This is a genomic window from Stenotrophomonas sepilia (genome assembly GCF_003244875.1).
Taxonomy (GTDB): Bacteria; Pseudomonadota; Gammaproteobacteria; order Xanthomonadales; family Xanthomonadaceae; genus Stenotrophomonas; species Stenotrophomonas sepilia.
Window position 1 is genome coordinate 246479 of sequence record NZ_LXXZ01000026.1, and the last position, 25328, is coordinate 271806.

The 25328-nt window shown below is 66.4% G+C and carries 21 protein-coding genes; 12 read left to right on the forward strand and 9 right to left on the reverse strand.

Features of this window, described 5'->3' with window-relative positions:
* Nucleotides 1–79: 79 nt before the first annotated feature.
* The 3 genes from A7X97_RS03580 to A7X97_RS03590 are packed head-to-tail and all read right to left on the reverse strand — an operon-like array spanning nucleotide 80 to nucleotide 2984.
* Nucleotides 80–922 carry an ABC transporter permease subunit gene (locus A7X97_RS03580; RefSeq protein WP_005415928.1) on the reverse strand — a complete coding sequence of 281 codons (843 nt, stop codon included), beginning with the start codon at nucleotides 920–922 and terminating at the stop codon, nucleotides 80–82.
* Nucleotides 919–1851 (reverse strand): ABC transporter permease subunit, encoded by a 933-nt coding sequence (locus A7X97_RS03585; RefSeq protein ID WP_049469494.1) that lies wholly within the window; start codon nucleotides 1849–1851, stop codon nucleotides 919–921. Before A7X97_RS03585 ends, A7X97_RS03580 begins: the two co-directional genes overlap by 4 nt.
* Entirely contained in the window at nucleotides 1848–2984 is a 1137-nt protein-coding gene (locus A7X97_RS03590; protein WP_111007597.1) for an ABC transporter ATP-binding protein, read from the reverse strand. The genes A7X97_RS03585 and A7X97_RS03590 overlap by 4 nt, the downstream gene beginning before the upstream one ends.
* 291 nt (nucleotides 2985–3275) lie before the next feature.
* Here A7X97_RS03590 and A7X97_RS03595 point away from each other — a divergent pair, with 291 nt between their 5' ends.
* Nucleotides 3276–4664 (forward strand): flavin-containing monooxygenase, encoded by a 1389-nt coding sequence (locus A7X97_RS03595; protein WP_227837370.1) that lies wholly within the window; start codon nucleotides 3276–3278, stop codon nucleotides 4662–4664.
* 43 nt (nucleotides 4665–4707) lie between these two features.
* Here the strand turns inward: A7X97_RS03595 and A7X97_RS03600 are convergent, their stop codons facing one another.
* The 3 genes from A7X97_RS03600 to A7X97_RS03610 form a co-directional block, all read right to left on the reverse strand.
* Entirely contained in the window at nucleotides 4708–5817 is a 1110-nt protein-coding gene (locus A7X97_RS03600) for a polyamine ABC transporter substrate-binding protein (RefSeq protein WP_005415924.1), read from the reverse strand.
* 91 nt (nucleotides 5818–5908) lie between these two features.
* A complete protein-coding gene (locus tag A7X97_RS03605; protein WP_049416306.1) occupies nucleotides 5909–7306 on the reverse strand; it encodes a glutamine synthetase family protein in 1398 nt (465 codons plus the stop codon).
* Entirely contained in the window at nucleotides 7303–8064 is a 762-nt protein-coding gene (locus A7X97_RS03610) for a gamma-glutamyl-gamma-aminobutyrate hydrolase family protein (RefSeq protein ID WP_088497698.1), read from the reverse strand. Before A7X97_RS03610 ends, A7X97_RS03605 begins: the two co-directional genes overlap by 4 nt.
* 161 nt (nucleotides 8065–8225) lie before the next feature.
* On the opposite strand from A7X97_RS03610, the gene A7X97_RS03615 reads away from it, so the two are divergent.
* Together A7X97_RS03615 and A7X97_RS03620 are read left to right on the forward strand one after the other, a co-directional pair.
* Entirely contained in the window at nucleotides 8226–9503 is a 1278-nt protein-coding gene (locus A7X97_RS03615; RefSeq protein ID WP_088497697.1) for an NAD(P)/FAD-dependent oxidoreductase, read from the forward strand.
* A gap of 222 nt (nucleotides 9504–9725) precedes the next feature.
* Nucleotides 9726–11318 carry an MASE1 domain-containing protein gene (locus A7X97_RS03620; protein WP_088497760.1) on the forward strand — a complete coding sequence of 531 codons (1593 nt, stop codon included), beginning with the start codon at nucleotides 9726–9728 and terminating at the stop codon, nucleotides 11316–11318.
* Between the two features lie 160 nt (nucleotides 11319–11478).
* On the opposite strand, the gene A7X97_RS03625 is transcribed toward A7X97_RS03620, so the two are convergent.
* Nucleotides 11479–11937: a hypothetical protein gene (locus tag A7X97_RS03625; protein WP_229766026.1), complete on the reverse strand. Its 459-nt coding sequence runs from the start codon at nucleotides 11935–11937 to the stop codon at nucleotides 11479–11481.
* A gap of 489 nt (nucleotides 11938–12426) precedes the next feature.
* On the opposite strand from A7X97_RS03625, the gene A7X97_RS03630 reads away from it, so the two are divergent.
* The 3 genes from A7X97_RS03630 to A7X97_RS03640 all read left to right on the forward strand — a co-directional run bounded on the left by A7X97_RS03630 (nucleotide 12427) and on the right by A7X97_RS03640 (nucleotide 15975).
* Nucleotides 12427–13989 carry an MASE1 domain-containing protein gene (locus A7X97_RS03630; protein ID WP_111007598.1) on the forward strand — a complete coding sequence of 521 codons (1563 nt, stop codon included), beginning with the start codon at nucleotides 12427–12429 and terminating at the stop codon, nucleotides 13987–13989.
* Between the two features lie 95 nt (nucleotides 13990–14084).
* Complete coding sequence (locus tag A7X97_RS03635) at nucleotides 14085–15428, forward strand: diguanylate cyclase (protein ID WP_049416322.1); 1344 nt, start codon at nucleotides 14085–14087, stop codon at nucleotides 15426–15428.
* An 85-nt stretch (nucleotides 15429–15513) separates the two neighbouring features.
* Complete coding sequence (locus A7X97_RS03640) at nucleotides 15514–15975, forward strand: bacteriohemerythrin (protein ID WP_049416324.1); 462 nt, start codon at nucleotides 15514–15516, stop codon at nucleotides 15973–15975.
* On the opposite strand, the gene A7X97_RS03645 is transcribed toward A7X97_RS03640, so the two are convergent.
* Nucleotides 15956–17257, reverse strand: a complete 1302-nt coding sequence (locus A7X97_RS03645; protein ID WP_072166939.1) for an MFS transporter — start codon at nucleotides 17255–17257, stop codon at nucleotides 15956–15958. The genes A7X97_RS03640 and A7X97_RS03645 overlap by 20 nt on opposite strands.
* Before the next feature lie 243 nt (nucleotides 17258–17500).
* Nucleotides 17501–18997: an aldehyde dehydrogenase gene (locus A7X97_RS03650; RefSeq protein WP_072166770.1), complete on the reverse strand. Its 1497-nt coding sequence runs from the start codon at nucleotides 18995–18997 to the stop codon at nucleotides 17501–17503.
* Between the two features lie 104 nt (nucleotides 18998–19101).
* Here A7X97_RS03650 and aptA point away from each other — a divergent pair, with 104 nt between their 5' ends.
* The 6 genes from aptA (at nucleotide 19102) to A7X97_RS03680 (ending at nucleotide 25326) form a co-directional block, all read left to right on the forward strand.
* A complete protein-coding gene (gene aptA / locus A7X97_RS03655) occupies nucleotides 19102–20454 on the forward strand; it encodes an omega-aminotransferase AptA (protein ID WP_088497696.1) in 1353 nt (450 codons plus the stop codon).
* Between the two features lie 63 nt (nucleotides 20455–20517).
* The gene (locus A7X97_RS03660) at nucleotides 20518–21396 is read left to right on the forward strand and encodes a hypothetical protein (RefSeq protein WP_061478525.1); all 879 of its coding nucleotides are present in this window, start codon (nucleotides 20518–20520) and stop codon (nucleotides 21394–21396) included.
* A gap of 124 nt (nucleotides 21397–21520) precedes the next feature.
* Nucleotides 21521–22807, forward strand: a complete 1287-nt coding sequence (locus tag A7X97_RS03665) for a DUF445 domain-containing protein (RefSeq protein WP_088497695.1) — start codon at nucleotides 21521–21523, stop codon at nucleotides 22805–22807.
* 244 nt (nucleotides 22808–23051) lie between these two features.
* Nucleotides 23052–23366 carry a DUF3649 domain-containing protein gene (locus A7X97_RS03670; RefSeq protein ID WP_053498676.1) on the forward strand — a complete coding sequence of 105 codons (315 nt, stop codon included), beginning with the start codon at nucleotides 23052–23054 and terminating at the stop codon, nucleotides 23364–23366.
* Nucleotides 23363–25000, forward strand: a complete 1638-nt coding sequence (locus tag A7X97_RS03675) for a PepSY-associated TM helix domain-containing protein (protein WP_111007599.1) — start codon at nucleotides 23363–23365, stop codon at nucleotides 24998–25000. Before A7X97_RS03670 ends, A7X97_RS03675 begins: the two co-directional genes overlap by 4 nt.
* Nucleotides 24997–25326, forward strand: coding sequence for a DUF3325 domain-containing protein (locus tag A7X97_RS03680; RefSeq protein ID WP_005415908.1), 330 nt, complete (start codon nucleotides 24997–24999; stop codon nucleotides 25324–25326). Before A7X97_RS03675 ends, A7X97_RS03680 begins: the two co-directional genes overlap by 4 nt.
* Nucleotides 25327–25328 lie beyond the last annotated feature (2 nt).

Consider the following 25328-nt stretch of genomic DNA (forward strand, 5'->3'; position numbering starts at 1 on the left):
GGTCTCCATCAAAGTGACCCCCATTGTGCGCCGCCGGCCGTGAGCCGGATGTTGCCGGCGCTGTCGACAGACCGTGTGCTCAGCCGTTGTCCTGCCGTGCCAGCTGCAGGTCACGCTGGCGCCGCTTCTCGGCGCGGGCGTTGATGTACCAGCCGATCACTGCAGCGATCGACACGGCCGACACCAGCAGCGTGGCCAACGCGTTGATCTTCGGGCTGATGCCCATGCGCACCGAGGCGAACACTTTCATCGGCAGCGTGGTCGAGCCCGGCGTGGCCACGAAACTGGCCACCACCACGTCATCCAGCGACAGCGTGAAGGCCAGCAGCCAGCCCGCCACCAGAGCCGGCGCGATGATCGGCAGGGTGATGCGGGTGAATACGGTCAACCGGCTGGCACCGAGGTCCATCGCCGCTTCTTCCAGCGACAGGTCCATTTCCTGCAGGCGCGAGGACACCACCACGGTGACGAAGCATAGGGTGAAGGTCACGTGTGCGATCCAGATGGTGGCCAGGCCACGCGCGGGGAAGCCGGGAATCGCGCCCATCGAGGCCAGCAGCGCCATCAGCGAGAAGCCCAGGATCACATCCGGCATCACCAGCGGCGCGGTGACCAGCGCACCGAACAGCGGCTTGCCCCGGAAACGCTTGAAACGGGTCATCACCATCGCCGCCAGCGTACCCAGCACGGTGGCGGTGCAGGCGGTCCAGAACGCCACCACCAGGCTGGTCCACATCGCATCCATCAGCGCACGGTCGGCGAACAGGTCGCTGTAGGCACGGGTGGAGAACCCGGCCCAGACCATCGCCAGCCGCGAACTGTTGAACGAATAGAACATCAACAGCAGGATCGGCAGGTACAGGAAGGCGAAGCCGAGCAGCAGCACGCCCAGACCCAGGCCCTTGGCGGTACGCGGGCTCATGCCTGCTTCCCTTCCAGCAGGCGCTGCTGGGAACGGTTGAACAGCAGGATCGGCACCAGCAGCAACAGGATCATCGCCACCGCCATCGCCGAGGCGCCTGGCCAGTTGCGGTTGTTGAAGAACTCGTTCCACAGCTGGCGGCCGACCATCAGCGTCTCCGAACCACCGAGCATTTCCGGGATCACGAACTCACCCACCGCCGGGATCATCACCAGCATGCAGCCGGCGATGATGCCGGCCCTGGACAGCGGCAAGGTGATGCGCAGGAACGCCTGCCACGGCTTGGCGCCGAGGTCGTAGGCCGCTTCCAGCAGGCGGTGGTCATGCTTGACCAGGTTGGCGTACAGCGGCAGCACCATGAACGGCAGGTAGCAGTAGACGATGCCGATGTAGGCGGCCGTCGGCGTATCGATCAGCTGCAGTTTCGGCAGCCCCATCGACGTCATCAGCGTCTGCAGGCCAGTGAACTGCAGGAACTGGTCGAGCAGGCCATTGCGGTCCAGGATCGCCTTCCACGCGTACACGCGGATCAGGAACGAGGTCCACGACGGCAGCACCACCAGCATCATCGCCACGTTGCGCGCGGCCGGCGACAGGCGCGCGATGGCATAGGCCATCGGGTAGCCGATCAGCAGGGTCAGGAAGGTGGAGATCGCCGCGATCCTGATCGAACTGAGGAAAGCCTGCGCATAGATCGAATCGCGGAACAGCGCCAGGTAGTTTTCCAGGTTCAGCTTCAGCGAGAAGCCGCCGTCCGCGTACTGGAGCAGCCAGGTGTACGGCGGCGAGCCGACCCGGCTGAGCGAGAAGCTGATCATCAGCACGATCAGGAACGGCACCGCGAAGAACAGCAGCAGCCACAGGTACGGAATGCCGATCACCGTGGCACGCAGCCCCGGCAGCCAGCGCTTCAGGCCGGCGACGCTCATGAGGTCAGCACCACGCCGTCGTTGTCGCGCCAGTGCACCCACACGCTGTCCCCCCAGGTCAGGCCATCGCTGGCCCAGCGCTGCGAGTTGGCGAAATTGGCCAGCACCTTGGCACCGCTGGGCAGGCGCACGTGGTAGACCGAATGGCTGCCGAAATAGGCGATGTCCTCGATCACGCCCTGGGCCTTGTTGGTGTGCCCTTCCGGCTCGTCCTTGCCGATCATCACCTTTTCCGGGCGCAGCGCGAATGCGACCGGCTGCCCTTCGTAACAGGTGATGCCATGGGCGATGTAGATCGGCGCCGGGAACAGCGGCGAGCGCACGGTCACATACTCGGGCAGGTCCTCGTCGATCACTCCATCGAACAGATTGACCGAACCGATGAACTCGGCAACGAAGCGGTTGGCCGGCTGCTCGTAGACCTCGTCCGGCTTGCCGACCTGCTGGATCCAGCCGGCATCCATCACCGCGATGCGGGTGGCCATGGTCATCGCTTCTTCCTGGTCGTGGGTGACCATCACGCAGGTCACGCCCGACGATTCGATGATGCTGACCAGTTCCAGCTGCATCTGCGAGCGCAGCTTCTTGTCCAGTGCGCCCATCGGCTCGTCCAGCAGCAGCAGCTTCGGCCCCTTGGCCAGCGACCGCGCCAGCGCCACGCGCTGCTGCTGGCCGCCGGACAGCTGGTGCGGCTTGCGCTTGCCCAGGTGGCCCATCTGCACCAGGTCCAGCATCTCGCCGACGCGCTTGCCGATCGCGTCCTTGCCCAGGCCATCCTGCTTCAGGCCGAAGGCAATGTTCTGCTCCACCGTCATGTGCGGGAACAGGGCATAGGACTGGAACATCATGTTGACCGGCCGCTGGTACGGCGGCAGTGCGTCCAGGCGCTGGCCATCGAGGGTGATGCTGCCCTTGGTGGGCGTCTCGAAGCCGCCCAGGCAGCGCAGCAGGGTCGACTTGCCACTGCCGGAGCCACCGAGCAGGGCGAAGATCTCGCCCTTGCGCACGTCCAGATTGACGTCGTCGACGGCGACGAAACCGTCGAATTCCTTGCGCAGGTCGCGAATGGAGAGATAGCCGGGCGCACCGGTCGTGTCGACGACGGTGGCTACCGGCTGGGCTTCAACGGGCATGGGGGCTCCGGGAGCGGGCGGTGGACAGCGGCGGTCATTCTAACGGCCGGGGGCCGAAGGGGATATGACGGGAGTGGGTGGAAGCGGCCGCTGGCCCGCCCAGGGCCCCCGAGGGCGTGTCGGTTTTCCCCGCGATGGTGGCCTGTCCGCCCCACGGCCCGGGCTCCCCTGGACGACCCTGCAGCCGTCCCGGCCAGACACTGCGGGCGGCAGCCCGATCTGCAACATTTTTCAGAACGGGATCCATTGAAAGCCCCGGACATTCCCCGCGCAATGTCCCGCATCTAGGCCTTGCATGGACCGCCCCTGGTGATTTCCCCGGACAGCCCCTCCCCTTTCCCGCCCCGCCTGCCGGGCTGCCTGCCTGCACGGCTGCCGCTGGTCATCATCGGCGCCGGCCAGGCCGGGTTGTCGCTCAGCGCGCTCCTGCAGGAGGCCCGCGTCGAGCATCGCGTGCTGGAGGCCGAAACCGTGGGCGCCAGCTGGCGGCGGCGCTGGGATTCGTTCCAGACCAACACCGCCAACGCGACGATGGCCCTGCATGGCCATGCCTATGCCGGGGATGACCCGGAAGGGTTCATGGGGGCCCCGGAAGTGATCCGACGGCTGCGCGACTATGCCGACGAGCGCGCGTTGCCGATCAGCGAGGGGTGCGTGGTCCATCGGGTCGGGCCGGAGTCCGGTGGCTATGCCATCGACAGCAGCCGGGGGCTGATCCATGCCCAGGCGGTGGTGGTCGCCACCGGTGAATACCGCCGGGCGCGGTTGCCCCGGGCCCCTTTCGCGCCCGCAGCAGGCCTCACCGTGCTGCACTCCAGCGACTACCGCAGTCCCGGCCAGCTACCCCCGGGCGCGGTGCTGGTCATCGGCGGCGGCCAATCCGGCGCACAGATCGCCCAGGACCTGTGCGACGCTGGTCGCAGCGTGTACTGGTCATTGGCCGATCGTCATTCGCACACCCGTCGGCTGCGCGGCAAGGACTCGATGACCTGGTGGGACATGGCCGGGCGCATCCATCAACACGTAAGCCAATCGGCGGCCGTACTGGCAGGCGAGCCGGACGCGCTGCGCAAGGCCCGCACCGCGGAGTTCCCCCTGATTTCCGGCAAGGGAGGCGCCGGCCTGGGCAGTTCGATCAGCCTGCTGGCGATGCACCGCGCAGGGATCAGGTTGCTGGGACGGTTGCAGGAATTCAATGGAAACACCGCCCGCTTCGCCGATGTCCGCCCGCAGCTTCGCACCGCGATTGAAGCGACGCGGGCCGAGTACGCCTATCTCGATTCGCTGGCCAGCGCGTACTACGCCACGCGGCCCGAGCCGCGCACCGACGATGCCCGCTACATTCCCGAAGAGGTCTATCTGCACTGGGAGCCGGACATAGCCCCGGATGAACTGGATCTGCAGGCGGCAGGCATCCGCTCGGTGGTGCTGGCCACCGGTTTCGTCGCCGAGTGGCCCTGGCTCGATGTGCAGGGCGCGCTGGATGCCCACGGCTATCCGCTGGGCGAGTTTGGCGTTTCCCCGCAACCGGGCTTGTTCTTCATCGGCATGCACAACCTGCAGCGGATGAGTTCGTCGTTCCTGTGCAACGGCGGCCGCGATGCACGCGACCTGCTGCCGGCCATCCTGAGGCACCTTGACCAGGCCGACGGTACCGATTCCGGCACGGTGAAGCGGTGAAGCAAGGCGGCCGCCGGGCAAGGCCCGGCGGCGCCAGACCGGCTTAACGGCCGGTCTTCACCTCGGTCCACAGCCGGGTGTAGAGCTTGTCGGTCTCCGGCGTGTTGATCGAGTAGGTGAACATCTTCTCGGCCACGTCGGCCGGCGGGTAGATCGTCGGGTCGGTGCGGATCGCCTCGTCCACCAGCGGTGTCGCGGCCGGGATCGGGTTGGCGTAGTGGATGAAGTTGGTGTTGGCCGCGGCGACCTTCGGTTCCAGCAGATAGTTGATGAACCTGTAAGCCGCTTCCGGGTGCTTGGCGTCCTTCGGGATCGCCAGCATGTCGAACCACTGCGGCGCACCTTCCTTCGGGATCGAATAAGCCACGTGCACGCCATTGCTGGCTTCCTCGGCGCGGTCGCGGGCCTGGATGATGTCACCCGACCAGCCGACCACCAGGCAGGTGCCGCCATTGGCCAGCGAACCGACGTACTGCGAGGAGTGGAAGTTCTGCACGTACGGGCGGATCGACTTCAGCAGGTCGGCCGCCTTCTGCAGCTCGGCCGGGTCGCCGCTGTGCGGATCCAGGCCCAGGTAATGCAGCGCGATCGGGATCATGTCGGCCGGCGTGTCCAGGATGGTCACGCCGCAGTCCTTCATCTTGCTGATGTTCTCCGGTTTGAACACCAGGTCCCAGCTGTTGGCGATATCGGTGCTGCCGCCGAAGCGCTGCTTCAGCATGTCCACGTTGTAGCCGATGCCGGTGGTGCCGATCATGTACGGCACGCCGTACTGGTTGCCCGGATCCTGGGTGGCGATGCGCTTCATAACCGCCGGATCGAGGTTGGCCAGGTTCGGGATCTTGCTCTTGTCCAGCGGCAGGAACACGCCGGCCTGGATCTGGCGGCCGAAGAAGTTCAGGGTCGGCACCACCACGTCGTAGCCGCTGTTGCCAGCCAGCAGCTTGGTCTCGACCATCTCATCGCTGTCGAACACATCGTAGGTCACCTTGATGCCGCTCTCCTTCTCGAAGGTCGGAATGGTGTCCTCGGCGATGTAATCGCTGTAGTTGTAGACGTTCAGGACCTGGCTGTCCTGCGCGCCGCCGTTGCCACCGCCACAGGCGGCAAGCATGGCGGAGGCCAGGCCGAGCGTGAGGATACGCAGCTTCATCGGGTGCTCCAGAATGCGGGAAGGGGGGCCGGCGGGGCCGGCGACGGGTGCCAGCCTACCCCCCGGCGGCGGATTTTTCTATTCCAGATGCTCAGACGTTCAGCAGCAGGAACTCGCGCTCCCACGAGCTGATGACGCGGAAAAAGGTCTCGTATTCCTTGCGCTTGACCGAGATGTAGGCGCGGCAGAAACGCTCGCCCAGCAGGGCCTGGAGCTCGCTGCACTGCTCCAGCCCGTCCAGTGCCTCGCCCAGCGAGCGCGGCAGGTTGTAGCCCAGTTCCTTCGCGCTGCCGGTCACCGGCGCGTCCGGCGCCAGCCGCTCGCGGATGCCGAGCAGGCCGCAGGCCAGGGTCGCGGCCATCGCCAGGTAGGGGTTGGCGTCGGAGCCGGCGAAACGGCTCTCCACGCGCATGTTTTCCGGCGTATCCAGCGGCACGCGCAGGCCGCAGGTGCGGTTGTCGAAGCCCCAGTGCACGTTGCTCGGCGAGACTTCGCCGAACACCAGGCGCCGGTAGGAATTCACGTTCGGCGCGAAGAACGCCATCGCCTGCGGCGCGTACTTCTGCAGGCCGCCCAGGTAGTGGCCGAACACCGGGCTGAACTCGCCCTCAGCATCGGTCTCGCCAGCGAACACATTGCTGCCATCGCTCACCCGCACCAGGCTCTGGTGGATGTGCATGGCACTACCGGGCTCGTTTTCCATCGGCTTGGCCAGGAACGTGGCGTACACCCCGTGGCGCATCGCCGCCTCGCGCATGGTGCGCTTGAACAGGAACACCTGGTCGGCCAGGTCCATCGCATCGGCATGGGTGAAGTTCACCTCCAGCTGTGCTGCGCCGGATTCGTGGATCAGCGTGTCCACGTCCAGCTTCATCGCATCGGCGTAGTCGTACATCAGGTCGAGGATCGGGTCGAACTCGTTGACCGCGTCGATCGAGTACGACTGTCGCGCGGTCTCCGGGCGCCCCGAGCGACCGGCCGGTGGCAGCAGCGGGAAGTCCGGGTCGGTGTTCTTCTGCACCAGGAAGAACTCCAGCTCCGGCGCCACCACCGGGCGCAGGCCCAGTTCCGCATAAGCCGCCAGTACGCGGCGCAGCACGTTGCGCGGCGCAAGCTCGTGCGGTTCGCCGCTCTTGGTGTAGCAATCGTGGATGACCTGTGCGGTGGCATCGGCTGCCCACGGCACCATGCGCACCGTATCCGGGTCAGGGCGCAGCATCATGTCCGAGTCCGACGGCGAGGTCAGCTCGTAGTAGTCGTCAGGGAACTCGCCGGTGACGGTGGTGGCGAAGATGCCTTCCGGCAGGCGCGTGCCGTAGTCGTGCGAGAACTTGTCGGCAGGAATGATCTTGCCGCGGGCGTTGCCGGTGATGTCCGGCACCAGGCATTCCACCTCGGTGATGCGCCGCTCCTTCAGCCAGCGCAGCAGGCTGCTTTCCTGCGGTGCGGGGGGCGTGGCCGTCTTGCGCGGGCGCGTTCGGGAACTCATCGGGAATCCAGTCGGTTCTGTTGGTGCTGCCGGCAAGCTTGGCCGAACGCACGGAAAATAGCGTGATAGAACGGCGTCTGCGTGACACGCCACTCCGGATGCCACTGTACGCCGAGCACAAATCCATGGTGCAGGCTGCGCGCCGCCTCGACCAGTCCGTCATCGGCCATGGCCTCGACCTGCAGGCCCTGCGCGAGGCGGGCGATGCCCTGTCCGTGCACCGAATTGACCTGCGCGCGGCCACTGCCGTGCCACTGCGCCAGCCAGCCGTCGGCGGCCAGGGTCACCGCATGGGCCGGCCCATACTGCACGTCCACCGGCGCCTGCGGGTCGTCGCGATGGTCGGCCAGGCCGGGCACCGCATGCACCTGCGGATGCAGGGTGCCGCCCAGTGCGACGTTCAACTCCTGGAAGCCCCGGCAGATCGCCAGCACTGGCAGGTCCAGCGCCAGCGCCTCGTGCAGCAGCGCGAAGGCATTGGCATCGCGGGCAGGGTCATGCGGATTGCCTGGCCAGCTGCGGCCGCCTTCGTAGTGCTGCGGTTCGATGTTGCTGACCGCGCCGGTCAACAGCAGGCCATCGAGCCCAAGCAGCCAGTCGCTGGCCGGCAACGGTGGCTGCAGGCTCAGCAACACCACCGGGGTCACCTCGGCCGCCTCGGCCAGCGCGCGCACATACTTCTCGCCGGCCACCGCGAAACGGTGGTGGCCGAGCACGGTGCTGTCGGTGGGCAGGCCCACCCAGGGCAGGCGGCGCATGGGAAGACTCCTTGGCGTGCCGACACGTTACCCGTCGCCTGGCAACGGCGGCAAGTCGCTGCCGTCACACCACAGCTGCCATGCATCGGCGAAACTACCGGGGTGAACGCTGATCGACCTGCCCTGCTCCGCCCGCCCGCACTGCACCCACGAGGCCTGCAGTGAGCGCCGCCTTTCCGCCCAGCTGGTATGCCTCCAGCCTGCCCGAACCGCCCGCACTGCCCGCGTTGCAGGGGCAGGTGCAGGCCGACGTTGCGGTGCTGGGCGCCGGCTATACCGGCCTGACCGCCGCACTGGAACTGGCCGTGCGTGGCCAACGCGTGGTGGTGCTGGACGCACAGCGGATCGGCTGGGGCGCGTCCGGCCGCAATGGTGGCCAGGTGCTGGTCGGCTATGGCTGCGAGGTGGACGAACTGGAGCGTCAGCTCGGCCGTAACGATGCGCGCCACCTGTTCGACTGGTCGCGCGACGCAGTACAGGCGATGCGCAGGCGCATCGACCGCCATGGTATCGACTGCCATTGGGTGGAGGGCCACGCCAGCGTCGCCATCCGCGAGCGCCATGAGCGCGACCTGCGCGCCAACTGCGAGCATCTTCAGCGCCACTACGACTACCCGATGCAGTGGTGGGACCGTGATGCGCTGCGCGCACAGCTGGACAGCCCGCGCTACCGCGCCGCGATGTTCGATCCGCACAGCGCGCACCTGCACCCGCTGGCCTATGCGCGTGGCCTGGCCGATGCGGCACGTGCGGCCGGCGTGGTGATCCACGAGAACTCCGCAGTGACCCGCGTGCAGCGCGGACCGCAGCCCACCCTGCATACCGCGCAGGGAAGCGTGCGCGCTGCGCATCTGGTGGTGGCCGGCAATGCCTGGCTGCAGGGCCTGCTGCCCGACCTGGAACGGCGGATCATGCCGGTCGGCACCTATATCGGCGCCAGCGCGCCGCTGGGGGCCGAGCGCGCCCGCGCCCTGATCGGCAACAACATGGCCGTGGCCGACACCGCGTGGGCACTGGACTATTTCCGCCTCAGCCACGACCACCGGCTGCTGTTCGGCGGCCGCGCCAGTTACTCGGCGTTGCCCCCACCCGGCCTGCACAGGGTGATGCAGCGGCGCATGCACCAGGTGTTTCCACAACTGGCCGACGTGCCGCTGGAGCAGGTCTGGGGCGGTTACGTGGACATCACCCGCAACCGCGCTCCGCATTGGGGCCGGCTGGACGGCAACCTGTACTTCGCGCAGGGGTTCTCCGGCCATGGGGTGGCCGCCGCCGGGCTGGCCGGCGAGGTCATCGCCGCCGCGATTGCCGGCCAGAGCGAGCGCCTGGACGTGTTCCAGCGCCTGCGGCATGCGCCTTTCCCCGGCGGCCGGCTGCTGCGCACGCCGCTGCTGGTGGCGGCGATGTCCTGGTACAAGCTGCGGGATGCGTTGTGGTGAAGATTCCGCATCTCCTGGATTGAACGCTCTGACAGGCGCACCGCAGCGCTGATCGTGCTGCACACGTCACAGATTTTCACGCAACATCTGTGATGGATGGTTGGTCAACTCCCTAAATGCGCCGCTGTGCAATTGCATAATCGTTCGCAGACCGATAACGTCCTGAGAAACCGGGCCTCGCGGCGAATGGAAGCTGACAGGGGACACGTAGGAGAGGGGGACGTGCGATTGGACTGGTGGAAAGAAGGATTGTTGCTGAAGGTGCGCATTCGTCCGGCTGGCCTGATGCTTGCCTTGCTTTATGCAGTTGCCTATTGGGCAACCCGACAGCTGTCGCTGGATCAGTTCTATTTGCCAGCCGGCATCCGGGTGGCGGCCGTACTGTTGTGCCCGCCGCGCCTGTGGCCGTATCTGCTGCTGGGCGAATATGCGTACTTTGCACAGTCCCGCGTGCCAATGATCGAGAAGTACGGCCTGACATGGGTCATTGTTGCCTCCGCGTTCCTCATGCCCGCAGTGATGTTGATTGTGAAGCTGCAACGGCGACTGATGGCGGAGTCGCAGACGATCGGCCTTTTGTTGATTGCCGCCGCTTCCAGCGTCGTAGTTACGCTGCTGAACCTCAGCTTTTCCCATCTGCTCTGGCCAACACCCCCTTCCACGCCCTTCCTGACCAGTGCGGCGCGTTACAGCGTGGGCGACTTCATCGGCATTCTGACGGTGGCCCCCATCGCCATGCTGTGGGCGCGACAGGACCTGGGGCAGGAGTGGAACGCTGGACGAAAGACCCCGATGCTGGCGGCACTTTCATCGATGCTCCTGATCGGGATAGCAGCAACTCAACTGCCCGCAGACTGGGTTGCGCTGAAGGCAACGCTCCTGCTGCTGCTGGCACTCCCCGCGGCCGCACTTACCTGCCTGTATGGCTGGAAGGGTGCCGCCCTTGCAGTACCGGTGCTCAACATGGTCATCGGCCTGACCACGCCCAACACCCATCCCACCGCATTCGATCCCGCGGCCTTCATCACCCAGCAGATCATGGCGATCAGCGGCATCGTATTGCTGTTGCTCGGATCACGCATCACCCACTTCTACCATCGTTACAGGCTGCGCGAGATGGGGGAAAGGGACGCCATCCATCTTGCGAGGAGCTCGCAATTGGCCAGCGAGATGGAGCTGCGTGAGCGTGCCCTGCACCTTCGCAAGCTCGGCGACGGCATTGATACCTCACTGGTGGAGCTGGCCGACTGGCTCAAGGCCCAGGGACATCACACAGTGGCCAGCAGCCTTCTGCATACTTCGAATGTACATTCGCGGCTCCTTCGCGAACAGACAAGCATGGTCTATCCCTCGGGTCTGGAGCATCTTGGGCTTTACGTGGCTTTGCAGGCTGGTGGCATCCGTGAGTCGTGGACGCTGACGGAGCGCGTTCTCCGCCCTGATCTGAAAGGCGACCCCTGCAACCTGAGCGTGGAACTGCAGTTGGCCGCTTACCGGACACTGATTGATGCAGTCTCCATTCTTCTCAAGCATGAAGGTGGACAGATTCGCATTCGTGCAAGATGCGGCGGAATGGGCTCCAGGCGCGGAATCCTCATGGTCGTGTCGCTGCTGGAGTCGCGTCGGCGCCTTTCCCAGCAGACAACCATGGCAGCGTTCGAGCGGCTGACCGGGCGAACCCTGCCCTATGACGGGACCGTTGACTGCTATCGCAACCGGGTCAGGATCCTGTTCCTCGACCGTGAAACAAAACTTGAGACACAGCCCAGTGCTCCATCACGGTACAGCTGCCCTGCACCCTCTGCGCTGCAGTAGCGCATTTCACAGTCAAGCGATCGGATCGAACCAAGGCAGCGGTATCGCATGAACGTCCCGCTCATCCCGCTGGCCAAAGGCGTCATGGGCACCCGGCGAACATCCGGGTGCCCATGCAGTCTGACACTGAAGCTCTCCGATATCCCGGCAACAGGCGGTATCAGGGTGCCTCTACCGCCCACAAGACATCAGCTCCGCTTGCATATCTGACCAGCGTGAATGCGGGGGACCGATAGACAACCGTCCTGGTGGCTTTGGCGGGAACAGGCAGGCGCTGCTCAGGCAACGACACCTTCGCAGATGGGTCACCTGCCGGCAGTACCCAGAACGTGCCCGCAGCATTGCCGATCACGATGTGCACGTGGCCCGCGAGATCGTTTACCTGGAAATAATCCATACCATCGCGCTCGAACCCATAGACCAACCAGCCGGGATCCACGCTCAGGTCCTGTGCCTGCGGAATCGACTGGCCGAGTCCTTGGCCGGCCATCTTGATTCCATGGTCGTCACTCGGGGCAAAAGCAAGAACGGATACCGGCACCAACATCAACGCACCAGCAAATGCATGAATTCGGAAATTTCCCACACTAACCTCCAGGTTGGATGCAATACGGATCAAGCAGGATGCTACCCCCAATCGCATCAGCATATACCGGGCGGACTCCGTAAAGCCCATGGGACATAATCGACTGGATCGATGCAAACCCATGCCACGCCGATGCAGCGTCCGAAATCGCCAATACCCGTAGCGAAACCCGCCCACGGTGCGGGTCAGCTGCATCTGCGACAAATGACCTGGACAGGCGCGTGTAACAGCAGGACATTGTCGATTGCGCGATAGTGAACACAGTGGACAGCATCAACTGCCGAATGTAGCGGGTGCAACGGCTGCAACGTGATCGAACCGAGGACGCGCTGATTGTGGATGATTCACCGTCCGCTGGTGGCTATGCCGACGCACTGCTGACCGTGTAGGGCCACGAAGCGCAGGAAGCCGGCAATTGCAGCGCAAAGGGAGGCCAGACACCTCGATTGCGCCCTTCTCCGACTGTCGATAATGTCTACGGACGTGGCCAGTCATCATTGGCCGGGAGGCAAGAGGCGGGGCTTGGACCGATTCAAAGAAGCAATTGAACTGAGCTTCCGGATCCGACCCGTCGGAATCGCACTCGCGGCCGTCTACGCTTTGAGCTGCCTTGTCTCGCGTCAGTTCTCGCTGGATCAGTTCTTCCTGCCAGCGGGCATCCGGGCAGCGGCACTCCTGATCGTCCCGACCCGCCTGTGGCCCTACCTGCTGCTTGGCGAGTACGCCTACTTCGCAACCCTGCGCATCCCCATGATCGACAGCTACGGCCTGGCCTGGGTCATCCTGGCCTCGACGCTGCTGATGCCGATGGCGATGCTGGTGGTCCACCTGCACCGCATGAGAATGCCATCGGAGTCCGCCGCCGGCCTCTGGCTGCTGTCGCTGACCTTCTGCACGGCGTTGTTCGTCCCGGTTCTCAATATGGGCATTTCATTCGCCCTGTGGTCGAACCCGCCGCCGAGCAACCTGCTTAGCGCAGTTGATCGCACGATCTTTGGCCACTTCGCCGCCATCATTACCCTCGTGCCACTGGCATTCCTCTGGTCGCGACGAGACGCGGCCCCCAATTGGACGCGCCGCTTTGCTGCACCTACGGTCACGGCCATCCTGGTGATGCTGGTCCTGGCCCTGTGCATGCAGCTTACGGCCATCAGCGCCCACACCACACGCACCCACCTGGTGCTGCTGTCCTCCCTACCGGCGATCGCCCTGACCTTCATGCATGGGTGGCGTGGCGCTGCCATCGCGATTCCGCTGTTGAACCTTCCACTCCATTTCGCCACTCCCAGCACCGGCCTACCGTCCTCGTTCGACCTGGGCACCTTCGCCACCCAGCAGAACATGGCCGTGATGAGTGTCGCACTGCTCGCCCTGGGATCCAGCATCAGCTATCACCACGAACGTGCACGGTCCCGTGGACTGGCTGAGGAAACCACATTGCGCTTGGCACGTAGTTCGCATCAGATCCGTGAGCGTGAACTTCGCGAGCGCGCCTCCCATCTCAGGCAACTCGGCGAAGGCATGGACAGCTCGCTCGGCGAGATGGTCAGCTGGCTGAAGGCGCAGGGGCATCATGCGGTGGCCAACAGCCTGCAGCACGCCTCATCCGTGCACTCGCGGCTGTTCCGTGAACAGGCCAGTCTGGTCTACCCCACGGGGCTGGAGCAGGTTGGGCTGTATATCGCGCTGCGCGTTGGCGGCGCGTGCGAGAACTGGGACAACTCCCATCGCGTGATACCGCCCCGGCTGGAGGGGAACCCCTGCATGCTGACTGTTGACCTGCAGCTCGCCATCTATCGCTCGCTGATCGAGGCGGTGTCGCTGCTGCTGGAGCTGGAGTCGGGACAGGTCAGCGTGCGCGCCCGGAGCGGCCAGGCTGGCGACCGCCGCGGCATTGTGGTGGTCGTGGGCCTGCTTGACCGCAGTTGCACGCTGTCGAGTGGGACCGTTCAGCAGGCCACGGAGCGTCTGGCCGGCCGGATAATGGCCTACGGCGGTACGGTGCATTGCCGTGGCAACCGGCTCCGGTTCGTCCTGCACGAATCCATTGCGGGCACAGCGGCGTCATTCACATCGCCCGCCTGATCGCCGAACGACACGCAGGGCATACTGCCCCGCTAAAGTTACACCCGAAACCGCCGCTATCCGTGCCGAGCCCCTCCCTCGTGAGCCACCGCATCATGCCCGTGCTGCCGCAGGCCGCCGTCGATGGCGACCTGGCCGATCCGCTGCCGCAGCGGATCCTGCTGGTCGAAAACTCCCGTGCGTTCACCGGCATGCTGCGCGAAGCCATCGAGCAGCGCCTGGAACTGCCGGTGGTGATTGCCTCCACCCTGGCCGAGGCCGACCGGCTGCTCAGCGAAGGCGGGGGCTGGTTCCTGGTGCTGACCGGACTGGTGCTGGCCGACGGCGACCGCGATGCAGTGGTCGAGTTCTTCCTCAAGCGCGACCTGCCGACGGTGGTGGTCAGCGGCGTTTACGACGAGGACCTGCGCAAGCGCGTACTACAGCAGCAGATCATCGACTACGTGCTGAAGAATACCCCGGGCAGCATCGACTACCTGGTGTGGCTGGTGCAGCGGCTGGAACGCAACCGGCGCATCGCCGCGCTGGTGGTGGACGATTCGCCGTCCGCACGTGGCTATGCCGCCGCCCTGCTGCGGATGTATGGGCATGAGGTGCACGAAGCCGCCGACGGCAACGAGGGCCTGGCTGCTATCGAGGCGCATCCGGCGATCCGCCTGGCGGTGGTCGACCAGGAAATGCCCGGCATGCAAGGCGTGGAATTCACCCGTCGCCTGCGCACCCTGCGCTCGCGCGACAAGGTGGCGGTGATCGGCATCTCCGGCAATACCGACGCCTCATTGATCCCGCGCTTCCTGAAGAACGGCGCCAACGATTTCCTGCGCAAGCCGTTCTCGCGCGAGGAGTTCTTCTGCCGCGTCTCGCAGAACGTGGACCAGCTGGAACTGATCGGCACCCTGCAGGACCTGGCCACCCGCGACTTCCTCACCGGCCTGCCCAACCGGCGCTTCTTCCTGGAGCAGAGCCAGCGCCAGCTGCCGCAGCTGCAGCTGCACGGCCAATGCGTGGCGGTGGCGATGATCGACATCGACCACTTCAAGCACATCAACGACACCCATGGCCACGAAGCAGGCGACGACGCGCTGCGCGCGGTGGCCGGCGCGGTGACCGCGCATGCACGCAGCCACGACCTGATCGCGCGCTTCGGCGGCGAGGAGTTCTGCCTGCTGGTGCCAGACATGGAACAGGACGAGGCGCTGCTGTACTTCGAGGAGCTGCGCCAGCGCATCGCCGCACTGGAGGTGGACATCGGCACCGCTACCCTGCGCATGACGGTCAGCATCGGCCTGTGCTGCCTGCGCCCGCAGCGCGATGCGCTGCACCGGCTGATCTCCGAGGCCGACCGCCAGCTGTACCTGGCCAAGGCCGGTGGCCGCAACCGGGTCAGCTGCACCACGGTGGCCAGCCCGCTGCGTCCACGCGAGCCTGCGCTGACCTGACCGGCTCGCTTTGATCCAGATCAACGCCGTTCCCGCACGGCAGCTCTACAGTCGGCCCCGACATACGCATGAAGGGGAGCCGGGGATGGCACTACTGGTCTGGCAGGACGATCTGAACATCGGCATCGATGTGATCGACCAACAACACCGCCGCATCATCGAGATGCTCAACCACCTGCACGTGGCGCAGACCAGCCTGCAGCGTGCAGCGGTGGGTGAAGTGATCGACGAAGTCGTCGACTACACCATGTCGCACTTCGCGTTCGAGGAAGAGCTCATGGAGGAGGCGGGCTACCCGTTCTGTGCAGCGCACAAGCGCGTGCATGAGATCTTCATCAAGCGCGTGGCCGAGTACCGGTTGCGCTTCCAGGCCGGCGAGGACATCAGCGACGAACTGCGCACCATGCTCTCGCGCTGGTTGTTCAACCACATCCGCGGCGATGATCAGGCCTATGCCGAACAGGTCAAGGCGCACCTGAACCAGTTCACCCGCGAGCACCAAGGCGGTGGCTGGCTGGGACGCACGCTCAAGCGCTTCTTTGGCTGAACCGCAGCGCGCGCCGGTGCAGTGCCACCAGCGCGCACAGCGTCGCTGCCGCAGTCAGGCACAGGTAGTAGCCGACCGCGACCAGGCCGAAGCGTTCGGCCAGCCAGGTGGCCAGGTACGGCGCCGGTGCCGCACCCAGAATGCCGGCCAGGTTGAATGACAGCGATGCGCCGGTGTAGCGCACCTCCACCGGGTAGATCTCGGCCAGGAAGGTACCGCAGGGGCCATAGGTCAGGCCCATCAGGAACAGGCCCAGGCACAGGAAGGCGGTGACCATCCACGGGCTGTGCGGCTGGAACAGCGGCGCGAACAGCACGCCAAAACCGATGATCAGCACGCTGGCCACGATCATCGTGCGGCGCGTCCCCCAACGGTCGCCATAGCGCGCCGACAGCGGGATGCCCAGCGCGAAGAACAGCATGCCGGCCATCTGCATCAGCAGGAACTGCTCGCGGCTGTAACCCAGCACGGCCGTGCCGTGGCCGAGGCTGAACACGGTCATCAGGTAGAACAGCACGAAGGTGGCGAACGCGCCCAGGGTACCCAGCAGCATCGGCACCGGGTGGTCACGCAGCACCGTCCACATCGGCAGCCGCACCGGCGCCTTGCGCTCCAGCGCCTGCTTGAAGTCGGGGGTCTCGTGGATGTTCAACCGCACCCACAGGCCGAGGCCGACCAGCAGCGCGCTGGCCACGAAAGGAATGCGCCAGCCCCATTGCAGGAAGTCGGCCTGGCTCAGGCAACGGCCAAGCACCAGGAAGATGCCGGCCGACAGCAGGAAGCCGAGCGGTGCACCCAGCTGCGGGAACATGCCGTACCAGGCACGCTTGCCCGGCGGTGCGTTCTCGGTGGCCAGCAGCACTGCCCCGCCCCACTCCCCGCCCAGACCCAGGCCCTGGCCGAAACGGCACAGCGCCAGCAGCGCCGGCGCCCACAGCCCGATCTGTGCGTGCGTCGGCAGCAGGCCGATCAGCACCGTGGACAGCCCCATGGTCAGCAGCGCAGCCACCAGGGTGGCCTTGCGGCCGATGCGATCGCCGAAATGGCCGAACACTGCCGAGCCAACCGGGCGTGCGATGAAGGCCACCGCGAAGGTTGCCAGCGACTGCAGCAAGGCTGCCTGTTCGCTGCTGTCCGGGAAGAACAGGTGCGGGAACACCAGCACCGCGGCCGTGGCGTAGATGTAGAAGTCGAAGAACTCGATCGTGGTACCGATCAGGCTGGCCAGCAGAACACGACGGGGGGAATTCACGGGCGGCGCGGCAGCGGTGATCGTCGACATCGGCAACATGGGAAATGGCAGATCGCCCGATTCTGCCACGGGCAGGCGGCGGTACGGCACGATGGTTTCAGCCGACACCGATGCCAACGAGGGGCCAGGCGCCTCTGTAACGTCGAGCCATGCTCGACGGTTCTTCTCTTCGCGAGATGCAGCCGAGCATGGCTCGGCTCTACAGAAGAACGAACGGCAGTCGAGCATCCCTCGACTCTACAGAGAGCGAACAGCCGTCCAGCAGTCGCGTCGTTACAACTGGATCCAGGTGGCCTTGATCTCGCTGTACTTGTCGAACGCATGCAGCGATTTGTCGCGCCCGTTGCCGGACTGCTTGTAGCCACCGAACGGAGCGGTCATGTCGCCGCCATCCCAGCCGTTCACCCATATGCTGCCGGCGCGCAGCTGGCGCGCGACGCGGTGGGCCCGCCCCAGGTCCCGTGTCCACAGGCCGGCGGCCAGGCCGTAGCGGCTGTCATTGGCCACGCGCACCGCTTCGGCCTCGTCTTCGAACCCCAGCACGGCCAGCACCGGCCCGAACACTTCCTCGCGCGCCAGTGCCTGCTCCGGACGCACCTGGTCGAACACGGTGGGCTGGACGTAGCTGCCGCCGGCTTCCACTTCGGCGCGCCGCCCACCCAGCAGCAACCGGGCGCCCTCGCCTTCGGCGCGCGCGATATCGTCCATCACCTTGTCCAGGTGCGCGGCATCCACCAGCGCACCCATCGGCGCATCGGGGTCCAATGGATGGCGGGGGTGCATGTGCTGGCCATAGGCAACCACCTGATGCACGAAATCCTCGCGGATCGAACGCTGTACCAGAAGCCGCGAACCTGCGGTACAGACCTCGCCCTGGTTGAAGAAGATACCCTGTGCCACCGCCTTCGCGGCGGCGTCCAGATCAGGGGCGTCGGCGAACACCACATGCGGGCTCTTGCCGCCACACTCCAGCCAGACCCGCTTGAGGTTGGATCGCCCGGAACACTGCAGCAGCTTCGCGCCCGTGGCGGTGGAGCCGGTGAAGGCGAGCACGTCCACATCCATGTGCAGGGCCAACGGCTCACCGACGCGCGCACCGTACCCCGGCAGCACGTTCAGCACGCCCTCTGGCAGGCCCGCTTCGGCGGCCAGCGCCGCCAGCCGCAACGCACTCAAGGGCGAGCGCTCGGACGGCTTGAGCACCACCGAGTTGCCCATGGCCAATGCAGGCGCGATCTTCCAGCAGGCCATCAGCAGCGGAAAGTTCCACGGAACGATCGCGGCCACGACCCCGGCGGCCTCGCGCGTGACCAGTCCCAGTTCGTGCGGGCCGGTCGGCGCGATCTCGCCGTACAGCTTGTCGACGGCCTCGGCGGTCCAGCGCAGGCAGCGCACCGCGCCTGGCAGGTCGATGCGGCGCGCATCACGCACCGGCTTGCCCATGTCCAGGGTTTCCAGCAGGGCCAGCTCGTCGGCGTGCTTTTCCACCAACGCCGCCAAGGCCAGCAGCACGCGCTTGCGATGGGACGGGCTTGCCTGCGACCAGTGCCCCGCCTCGAAGCTGCGCCGCGCGGCCAGTACCGCGCGCTCCACGTCCTGCGCGTCGCAGTCGGCGACCGCCCCCAGTACGCGACCGTCGATCGGGCTGACGCAGTCGAAACGGGCGCCGCTGGCTGCATCGACATAGCGGCCATCGATGAAGGCCTGGCCTGGCATCGACAGCTGGAGGGCCAGCGCCTGCCAATGGCTGCGGTCGGGAAAATCGGCCATGGGAAGCTCCAGCATTCAACGAACCTTGGTTATACCGGGGTCACCGCGACTCCGCCGTGACGTGGCTGCGCTACATTCATCGCATCGGACCCGATGGAGCTGGCATGAAGCGTTCCGCGAGCGACCTGCACGACCTGGCCACACAGCGCCCCGAGTCACTGGACGCTTACTGGATGCCATTCACCGCCAACCGCCAGTACAAGGCGGCACCACGCATGCTGGTCCGCGCCGAAGGCATGCACTACGAAGACATCGATGGCCGACAGATCCTTGACGGCACCGCCGGCCTGTGGTGCTGCAACGCCGGCCACGCGCGACCGCGCATCGTCGAGGCCATCGCCGCGCAGGCACGCACGCTCGACTACTCGCCCGCTTTCCAGATGGGCTCGCCGCCGGCCTTCGCGCTGGCACAGCGGCTGGCCGCACTGGCTCCGGCCCCGCTCAACCATGTGTTCTTCACCAGCTCCGGCTCGGAGGCGGTGGATACCGCGATGAAGATCGTGCTGGCTTACCACCACCAGCGTGGCGAGGGCCAGCGCACGCGCTTCATCAGCCGCGAGAAGGCCTATCACGGCGTCGGTTTCGGTGGCATGGCACTGGGCGGTCTGCCCAACAACCGCAGGGCGTTCGGCCTGCAGCTGGGGGGCGTGGACTATCTGCGCCACACCCTGGACCTGCAGCGCAACGCGTTCAGCAGGGGCCTGCCGCGCCAGGGCGCGGAGCTGGCCGACGACCTGGAACGGCTGATCGCGCTGCATGACGCCTCGACGATTGCCGCCGTCTTCGTCGAGCCCATCGCCGGCTCCGCCGGGGTGATCCTGCCCGCGCCCGGATACCTGCAGCGCCTGCGCGAATTGTGCGACCACCACGGCATCCTGCTGGTGTTCGATGAGGTCATCACCGGTTTCGGCCGGGTCGGCATGCCCTTCGCCGCACAACGCTTCGGGGTCACCCCGGACCTGCTGACCTTTGCCAAGGCGGTCAGCAACGGCGCGGTGCCGCTGGGCGGCGTGCTGGCCAGCGACGCCGTGCATGCCACGCTGATGCAGGCCCCGCCGCAGGCCATCGAGCTGTTCCACGGCTATACCTACTCGGGGCACCCGCTGGCCTGCGCCGCAGCGCTGGCAACACTGGACGTCTACGCCGAGGAGCGCCTGTTCGAGCGCGCCATCGAACTGGGCGAGTACTGGCAGGAACGGCTGCACGCGCTGCAGGGCCTGCCCAACGTGATCGACATCCGCAACTTCGGCCTGGTCGGCGCGGTCGAGCTGGCACCGCGCCGCGATGCACCTGGCAGCCGCGGCTACGAGGTGTTCCGGCGCTGCTTCCACGATGGCCGGCTGCTGGTGCGCTGTACCGGTGACATCATCGCGCTGTCGCCGCCGCTGATCGTGGACAAGGCACAGATCGACCAGATCACCGGCACGCTGGGCGAGATGATCGGGGCCACCGCCTGAGCCCGGGCCGGTGGTGGCGAGCGGGTACAATGGGCGGTTCCGCTCCTGCTCGCTGCCGTGCCCATGGATATCGTCGTCAAAGAAGAACTCAAGGCCTACATCGACCCGCTGACCGCGGACGAACATGACGCGCTGGAGCGCAGCATCCTGGCCGAAGGCTGCCGCGATGCGCTGGTGCTGTGGGGTAATGTGCTGGTCGATGGTCACAACCGTTTCGGCATCTGCCAGAAGCATGGCCTGCCCTTCAACACCGTGCAGAACACGCGCTTCCAGAGCATGGAAGACGTGCACCTGTGGATGATCGAACAGCATCTGGGCCGTCGCAGCGTGTCCGATTTCCAGCGCGGCGTGCTGGCGCTGCGCAAGCGCGACATCCTGGCCGCCCGCAAGCAGGTCGAGCAGGCGCAGCTGCAGCGCGAGAGCGACGGTACCGCCGAAATCGCCGATGAGGCGGGCGAAGACAGCCCGCCGTGGGAGCCGGCACCGAAGCTCAGCCGCGCCGAGCTGGCCCGCGAAGCCAAGCTGAGTACCAGCCAGGTCGGCATGATCGAGCGGATCCACGCCCAGGCTGCCCCCGAAGTGGTGGAGGCAGTGAAGGCCGGCGTGATCTCGATCAGCGCCGCTGCGGCCGTGGCCGACCTGCCCGAAGAGGAGCAGCGCGCCGCCGCCGCCGGTGGCAAGGACGAGCTGAAGCAGGCGGCCAAGCGCGTGCGCGAATCCAAGCGCAAGCCGCGCGCGCCGAAGCCGGACGCGGCCGAGATGGACTTCGAGGAACCCAGCGAGGACGAGATCGCCAGCCGCGACGCCGAAGTGCTGTTGGCGCTGGAACAGCTGGGCGAGGATGCCCCGGCCCTGCGCCGCCGCGTGGTCGCGTTGACCCGCGAGAACGACACCCTGCGCGCGCAGCTGGCCGCGCTGCGCAAGCAACTGGAAGCGCTTTAAAAACGCGCGAGCCTCTCATGTAGAGCCGAGCCAATGCTCGGCTGCGGTTTGCCGCGCGCAAGGCAGCCGAGCATGGGCTCGGCTCTACAGGCAGGCATCACCGGGCTGCGGTTAGACTCGTGCAATGACGCCTGCCCACGATCCGCGCCGCGCCCAGCTGCGGCGCCTGAAAGCCCTCGCACTGGGCCTGCTGCTGTTGATGCTGGCCGGATTCGCGGTCAGCCATTGGCACGGCGAACGCGGCATCTGGGCCTGGGTTTCGGCCTTCTGCGAGGCCGCTGCGGTCGGCGCGCTGGCCGACTGGTTCGCGGTCGTTGCGCTGTTCCGGCGGCCAATGGGCCTGCCGATTCCGCACACCGCGATCATCCCGCGCAGCAAGGAGCGCATCGGCGACAGCCTGGCGCTGTTCGTGCGCGACCAGTTCCTGGAGCCAGGTGTGCTGCTGGCCAAGCTGCAGGTGTTCGATCCGGCCAGCCGTCTCGGCAGCTGGCTGTCCGACCCGGCACGCTCGCGGATGCTGGCCGACATGGCCCGCAGCTGGGCGCTGCAGGCACTGGATTTCTTCGACGAAACCGCGGTACGCCGGCAACTGCACGCCTTCGTGGTGCAGCAGCTGCGGCAGTGGAATGCCGCTGCCACCGCCGGTGAACTGCTGGCCCTGCTGACCGCCGAGGGACGCCACCAGCGCGTGCTGGACGAGGGCCTGCAGCGGCTGGGGCGCTGGCTGGAGCAGCCGGAGGTGAAGGAACGCGCCTCGCAGCTGATCGTGCGCTACATCCAGCGCGAATGGCCGACGCTGTCGAGCACGGTGAACTGGGTCAAGCCGATCGACGAGATCGGCGACAGCCTGGCCGAACGCCTGGCGCGGGCGGTACTGGAAGAACTGCAACAGGTGCTGGCCGAGCCGCAGCATCCGCTGCGCCAGGACTATGAGACCTGGCTGCAGAACTACGTGCAGCGCCTGCGCGAAGACCCGGCGCTGGCCGAGCGCATCGAACAGCTCAAGCAGGACATGATCGACCACCCCGCCCTGCAGGACTACGTGCAGGGGCTGTGGGCGCGCATCCATGCCAGCCTGCGCGCCGACCTGCAACGCGAGGACTCGGCACTGGTCGGCCACCTGCAGCGCAGCCTGGCGTCGCTGGGCAGCAGCCTGCAGGCCGACCCGGCCCTGCGCGAGGCCCTCAACCAGCACCTGCTGGAAGGTGCGCAGCGCCTGACCGGGCGCCTGCGCGAGGGCGTGACCACGCATATCGCGCAGACCGTGAAGGGCTGGGACGAGCGGCACCTGGTCGAGCAACTGGAACTGAGCGTGGGTCGCGACCTGCAGTTCATCCGCTTCAACGGCACCCTGGTGGGCGGGTTGATCGGCCTGCTGCTGCATGCGGCAACCGCGGTGTTCAGGTTCTAGCCCCGGCCAACGCCCACGATCAGCACGCTTGATTCATAAAATGCGAATACATATCATTTACTGATCGGTTGTACGCTTAGCCAAACGGGCACGAAGACGTGCCCATCGCCCGTGTACTGCCCCGACTTCTGGGCTGCCCGTCTGCGCGGGCAGTGCTTCGTCGATGGGACACGCTGGGCGACATGCGCAGGGCGCAAGGGGGCCGCGGACGCGTTCCATCCCTTCTCCTACCTTCAGGAACGCCGTGGACCGCTCGCCCACCCCCGCCAGCCCCCGCACCTTGTTCTCCAACCCGCGCTGGGGCGTGCTGTCACGCGCTTTGGCCGCGATTTTCGGCGGCTATGCGCTGGCCTCGATGACCAGCGTGTTCTGCGCGGTGGCGTTGCCCGGCGCGCGCGGCCAGACCGTGCTGACCGGCATGCTGCTGGCCATTGTGGTGGCTGCCTGCGCGGCGCTGTGGGCCTTCGCCACCCGCAGCGCACTGCGGGCCTGGGTCGGCATCCTCGCCCCCGCCCTGCTGATGGCGGCGGTCGCACGCCTGTTGGGAGCCTGGGCATGAAGAACGGATTCCGCCAGTCGATGGCCTGGCTGCATACCTGGACGGGCCTGCTGGTCGGCTGGTTGCTGCTGCTGATCTTCATGGCCGGCACGGCCAGCTACTACCGCGAGGAAATCAGTCGCTGGATGCGCCCGGAGCTGCCGTCCAGCAACGTCAGCATCGACGTGGCCGCGCAGCGCGCGGTGGACTACCTGCAGGCCAATGCGAGCCACGCCGAGAACTGGTTCGTCACCCTGCCGCAGCCGCGCAACCCGGCCATGCAGCTGTTCTGGCGGCTGCCACCGGAACTGGCTGACCCCAGTCGTGGCCGTCGCGGTGGCTTCGGCGACGCCACGCTCGACCCGAACACCGGCCAGGCATTGAAGGCGCGCGAGACCCGTGGCGGCGACTTCTTCTACCGCCTGCACTTCGACCTGCACTACATCCCGGTGTACTGGGCGCGCTACCTGGTCGGGTTCTGCGCGATGTTCATGCTGGTGGCGATCATCACCGGCGTCATCACCCACAAGAAAATCTTCAAGGACTTCTTCACCTTCCGCAAGGACAAGGGCCTGCGGTCCTGGCTGGATTTCCACAACGTCAGCGCGGTGATGGCCCTGCCGTACCACGCGATGATCACCTACACCGGCATCGTCACTCTGATGATCATGTACCTGCCGTGGGGGGTGAAAGTTGCCTACCCGCAGGACGAGGACAAGTTCTTCAGCGAAGCCTTCGGCGGCATGCCAGAGGTGACCGCGCCGGCACAAGGCCGCGCCACGCCGCTGCCGATCGCACAGCTGCTGGACAGCGCGCGTGCACACTGGCACGGCGTGGAAGTGGCCGGCTTCACCGTGTCCAACCCGGGCGCTGCCAATGCGGTGATCGACATCCGCCAACGCGACGGCAGGCGTTTGTCCACCGACACCCCGGCGCTGCGCTACAACATGGTCAACGGTGCGCTGCTGGAAGAGACGCCGCCGTCCGGCGGCGCCACCGCCACCCGTGGCGTGCTGTATGGCCTGCACCTGGCGCGCTTCGCCGACTGGGGCCTGCGCGCACTGTTCTTCCTGTCCGGCCTGGTCGGCTGCCTGATGGTCGCCAGCGGCGTGGTGCTGTGGGCGGTGAAGGAGCGTCCCAGGCATGCCAAGAACGGGCGTACCGGATTCGGCCTGCGCCTGGTCGATGCGCTGAACATCGGCACCGTGGCCGGCCTGCCGATCGCCTTCGCGGCGTACTTCTGGGGCAACCGCCTGCTGCCGCTGCAGATCGCCGAGCGCTCCAGTGCCGAGGCCAACGTGTTCTTCTACGCCTGGGGCGGCGCGCTGCTGGCCGCCTTCATCTGGCCGAAGCGGATGATGTGGGCGTGGCAGCTCTATCTGGGTGCGGCCGCGTTCGCACTGGTGCCGGTGGTCAATGCAGTGACCACCCATGCCCACCTCGGGGTCACACTGCGCAGCGGCGACCGGGTACTGGCCGGCGTCGATCTTTCGATGATCGCGTTCGGCGCGATGCTGGCGCTGTGCGGCTGGCGCATGCAGCGCTGGACGCCACCGCTGAGTGCGGCCGAGAAGAAGAAACGTGCGGCCGCTGCGGCTGCACCGAAGGCATCGGTGAACACTGTGGAAGCGGCCGAAGCGGAGGCCAGCGCATGATGCTGCTGGCACTGGCGCTGTCGTTCTCTGCGTTCACCGCGCTGTCGCTGTCGATGGAAAAGCACCAGCACGACCTGCATGGCAAGGCCGCGGCCGCACCCGCACGGCGGATGCAGTGGCGGGTGCTGGGCTGGGCGCTGCTGGCGGCGGCGTTCGCACTGTGCGTGGCCGACCACGGCTGGGCGATGGGCCCGGTGCTGTGGCTGGGGGCAATGACCCTGGCCGGCGTGACGCTGTCGTTCGGGTTGTACCCGTATCGTCCAACATGGATTGCGCCGCTGGCGATCGCGCTGCCGGTGCTGGGGTTGGTGCTGGAATTGCTGTAGCC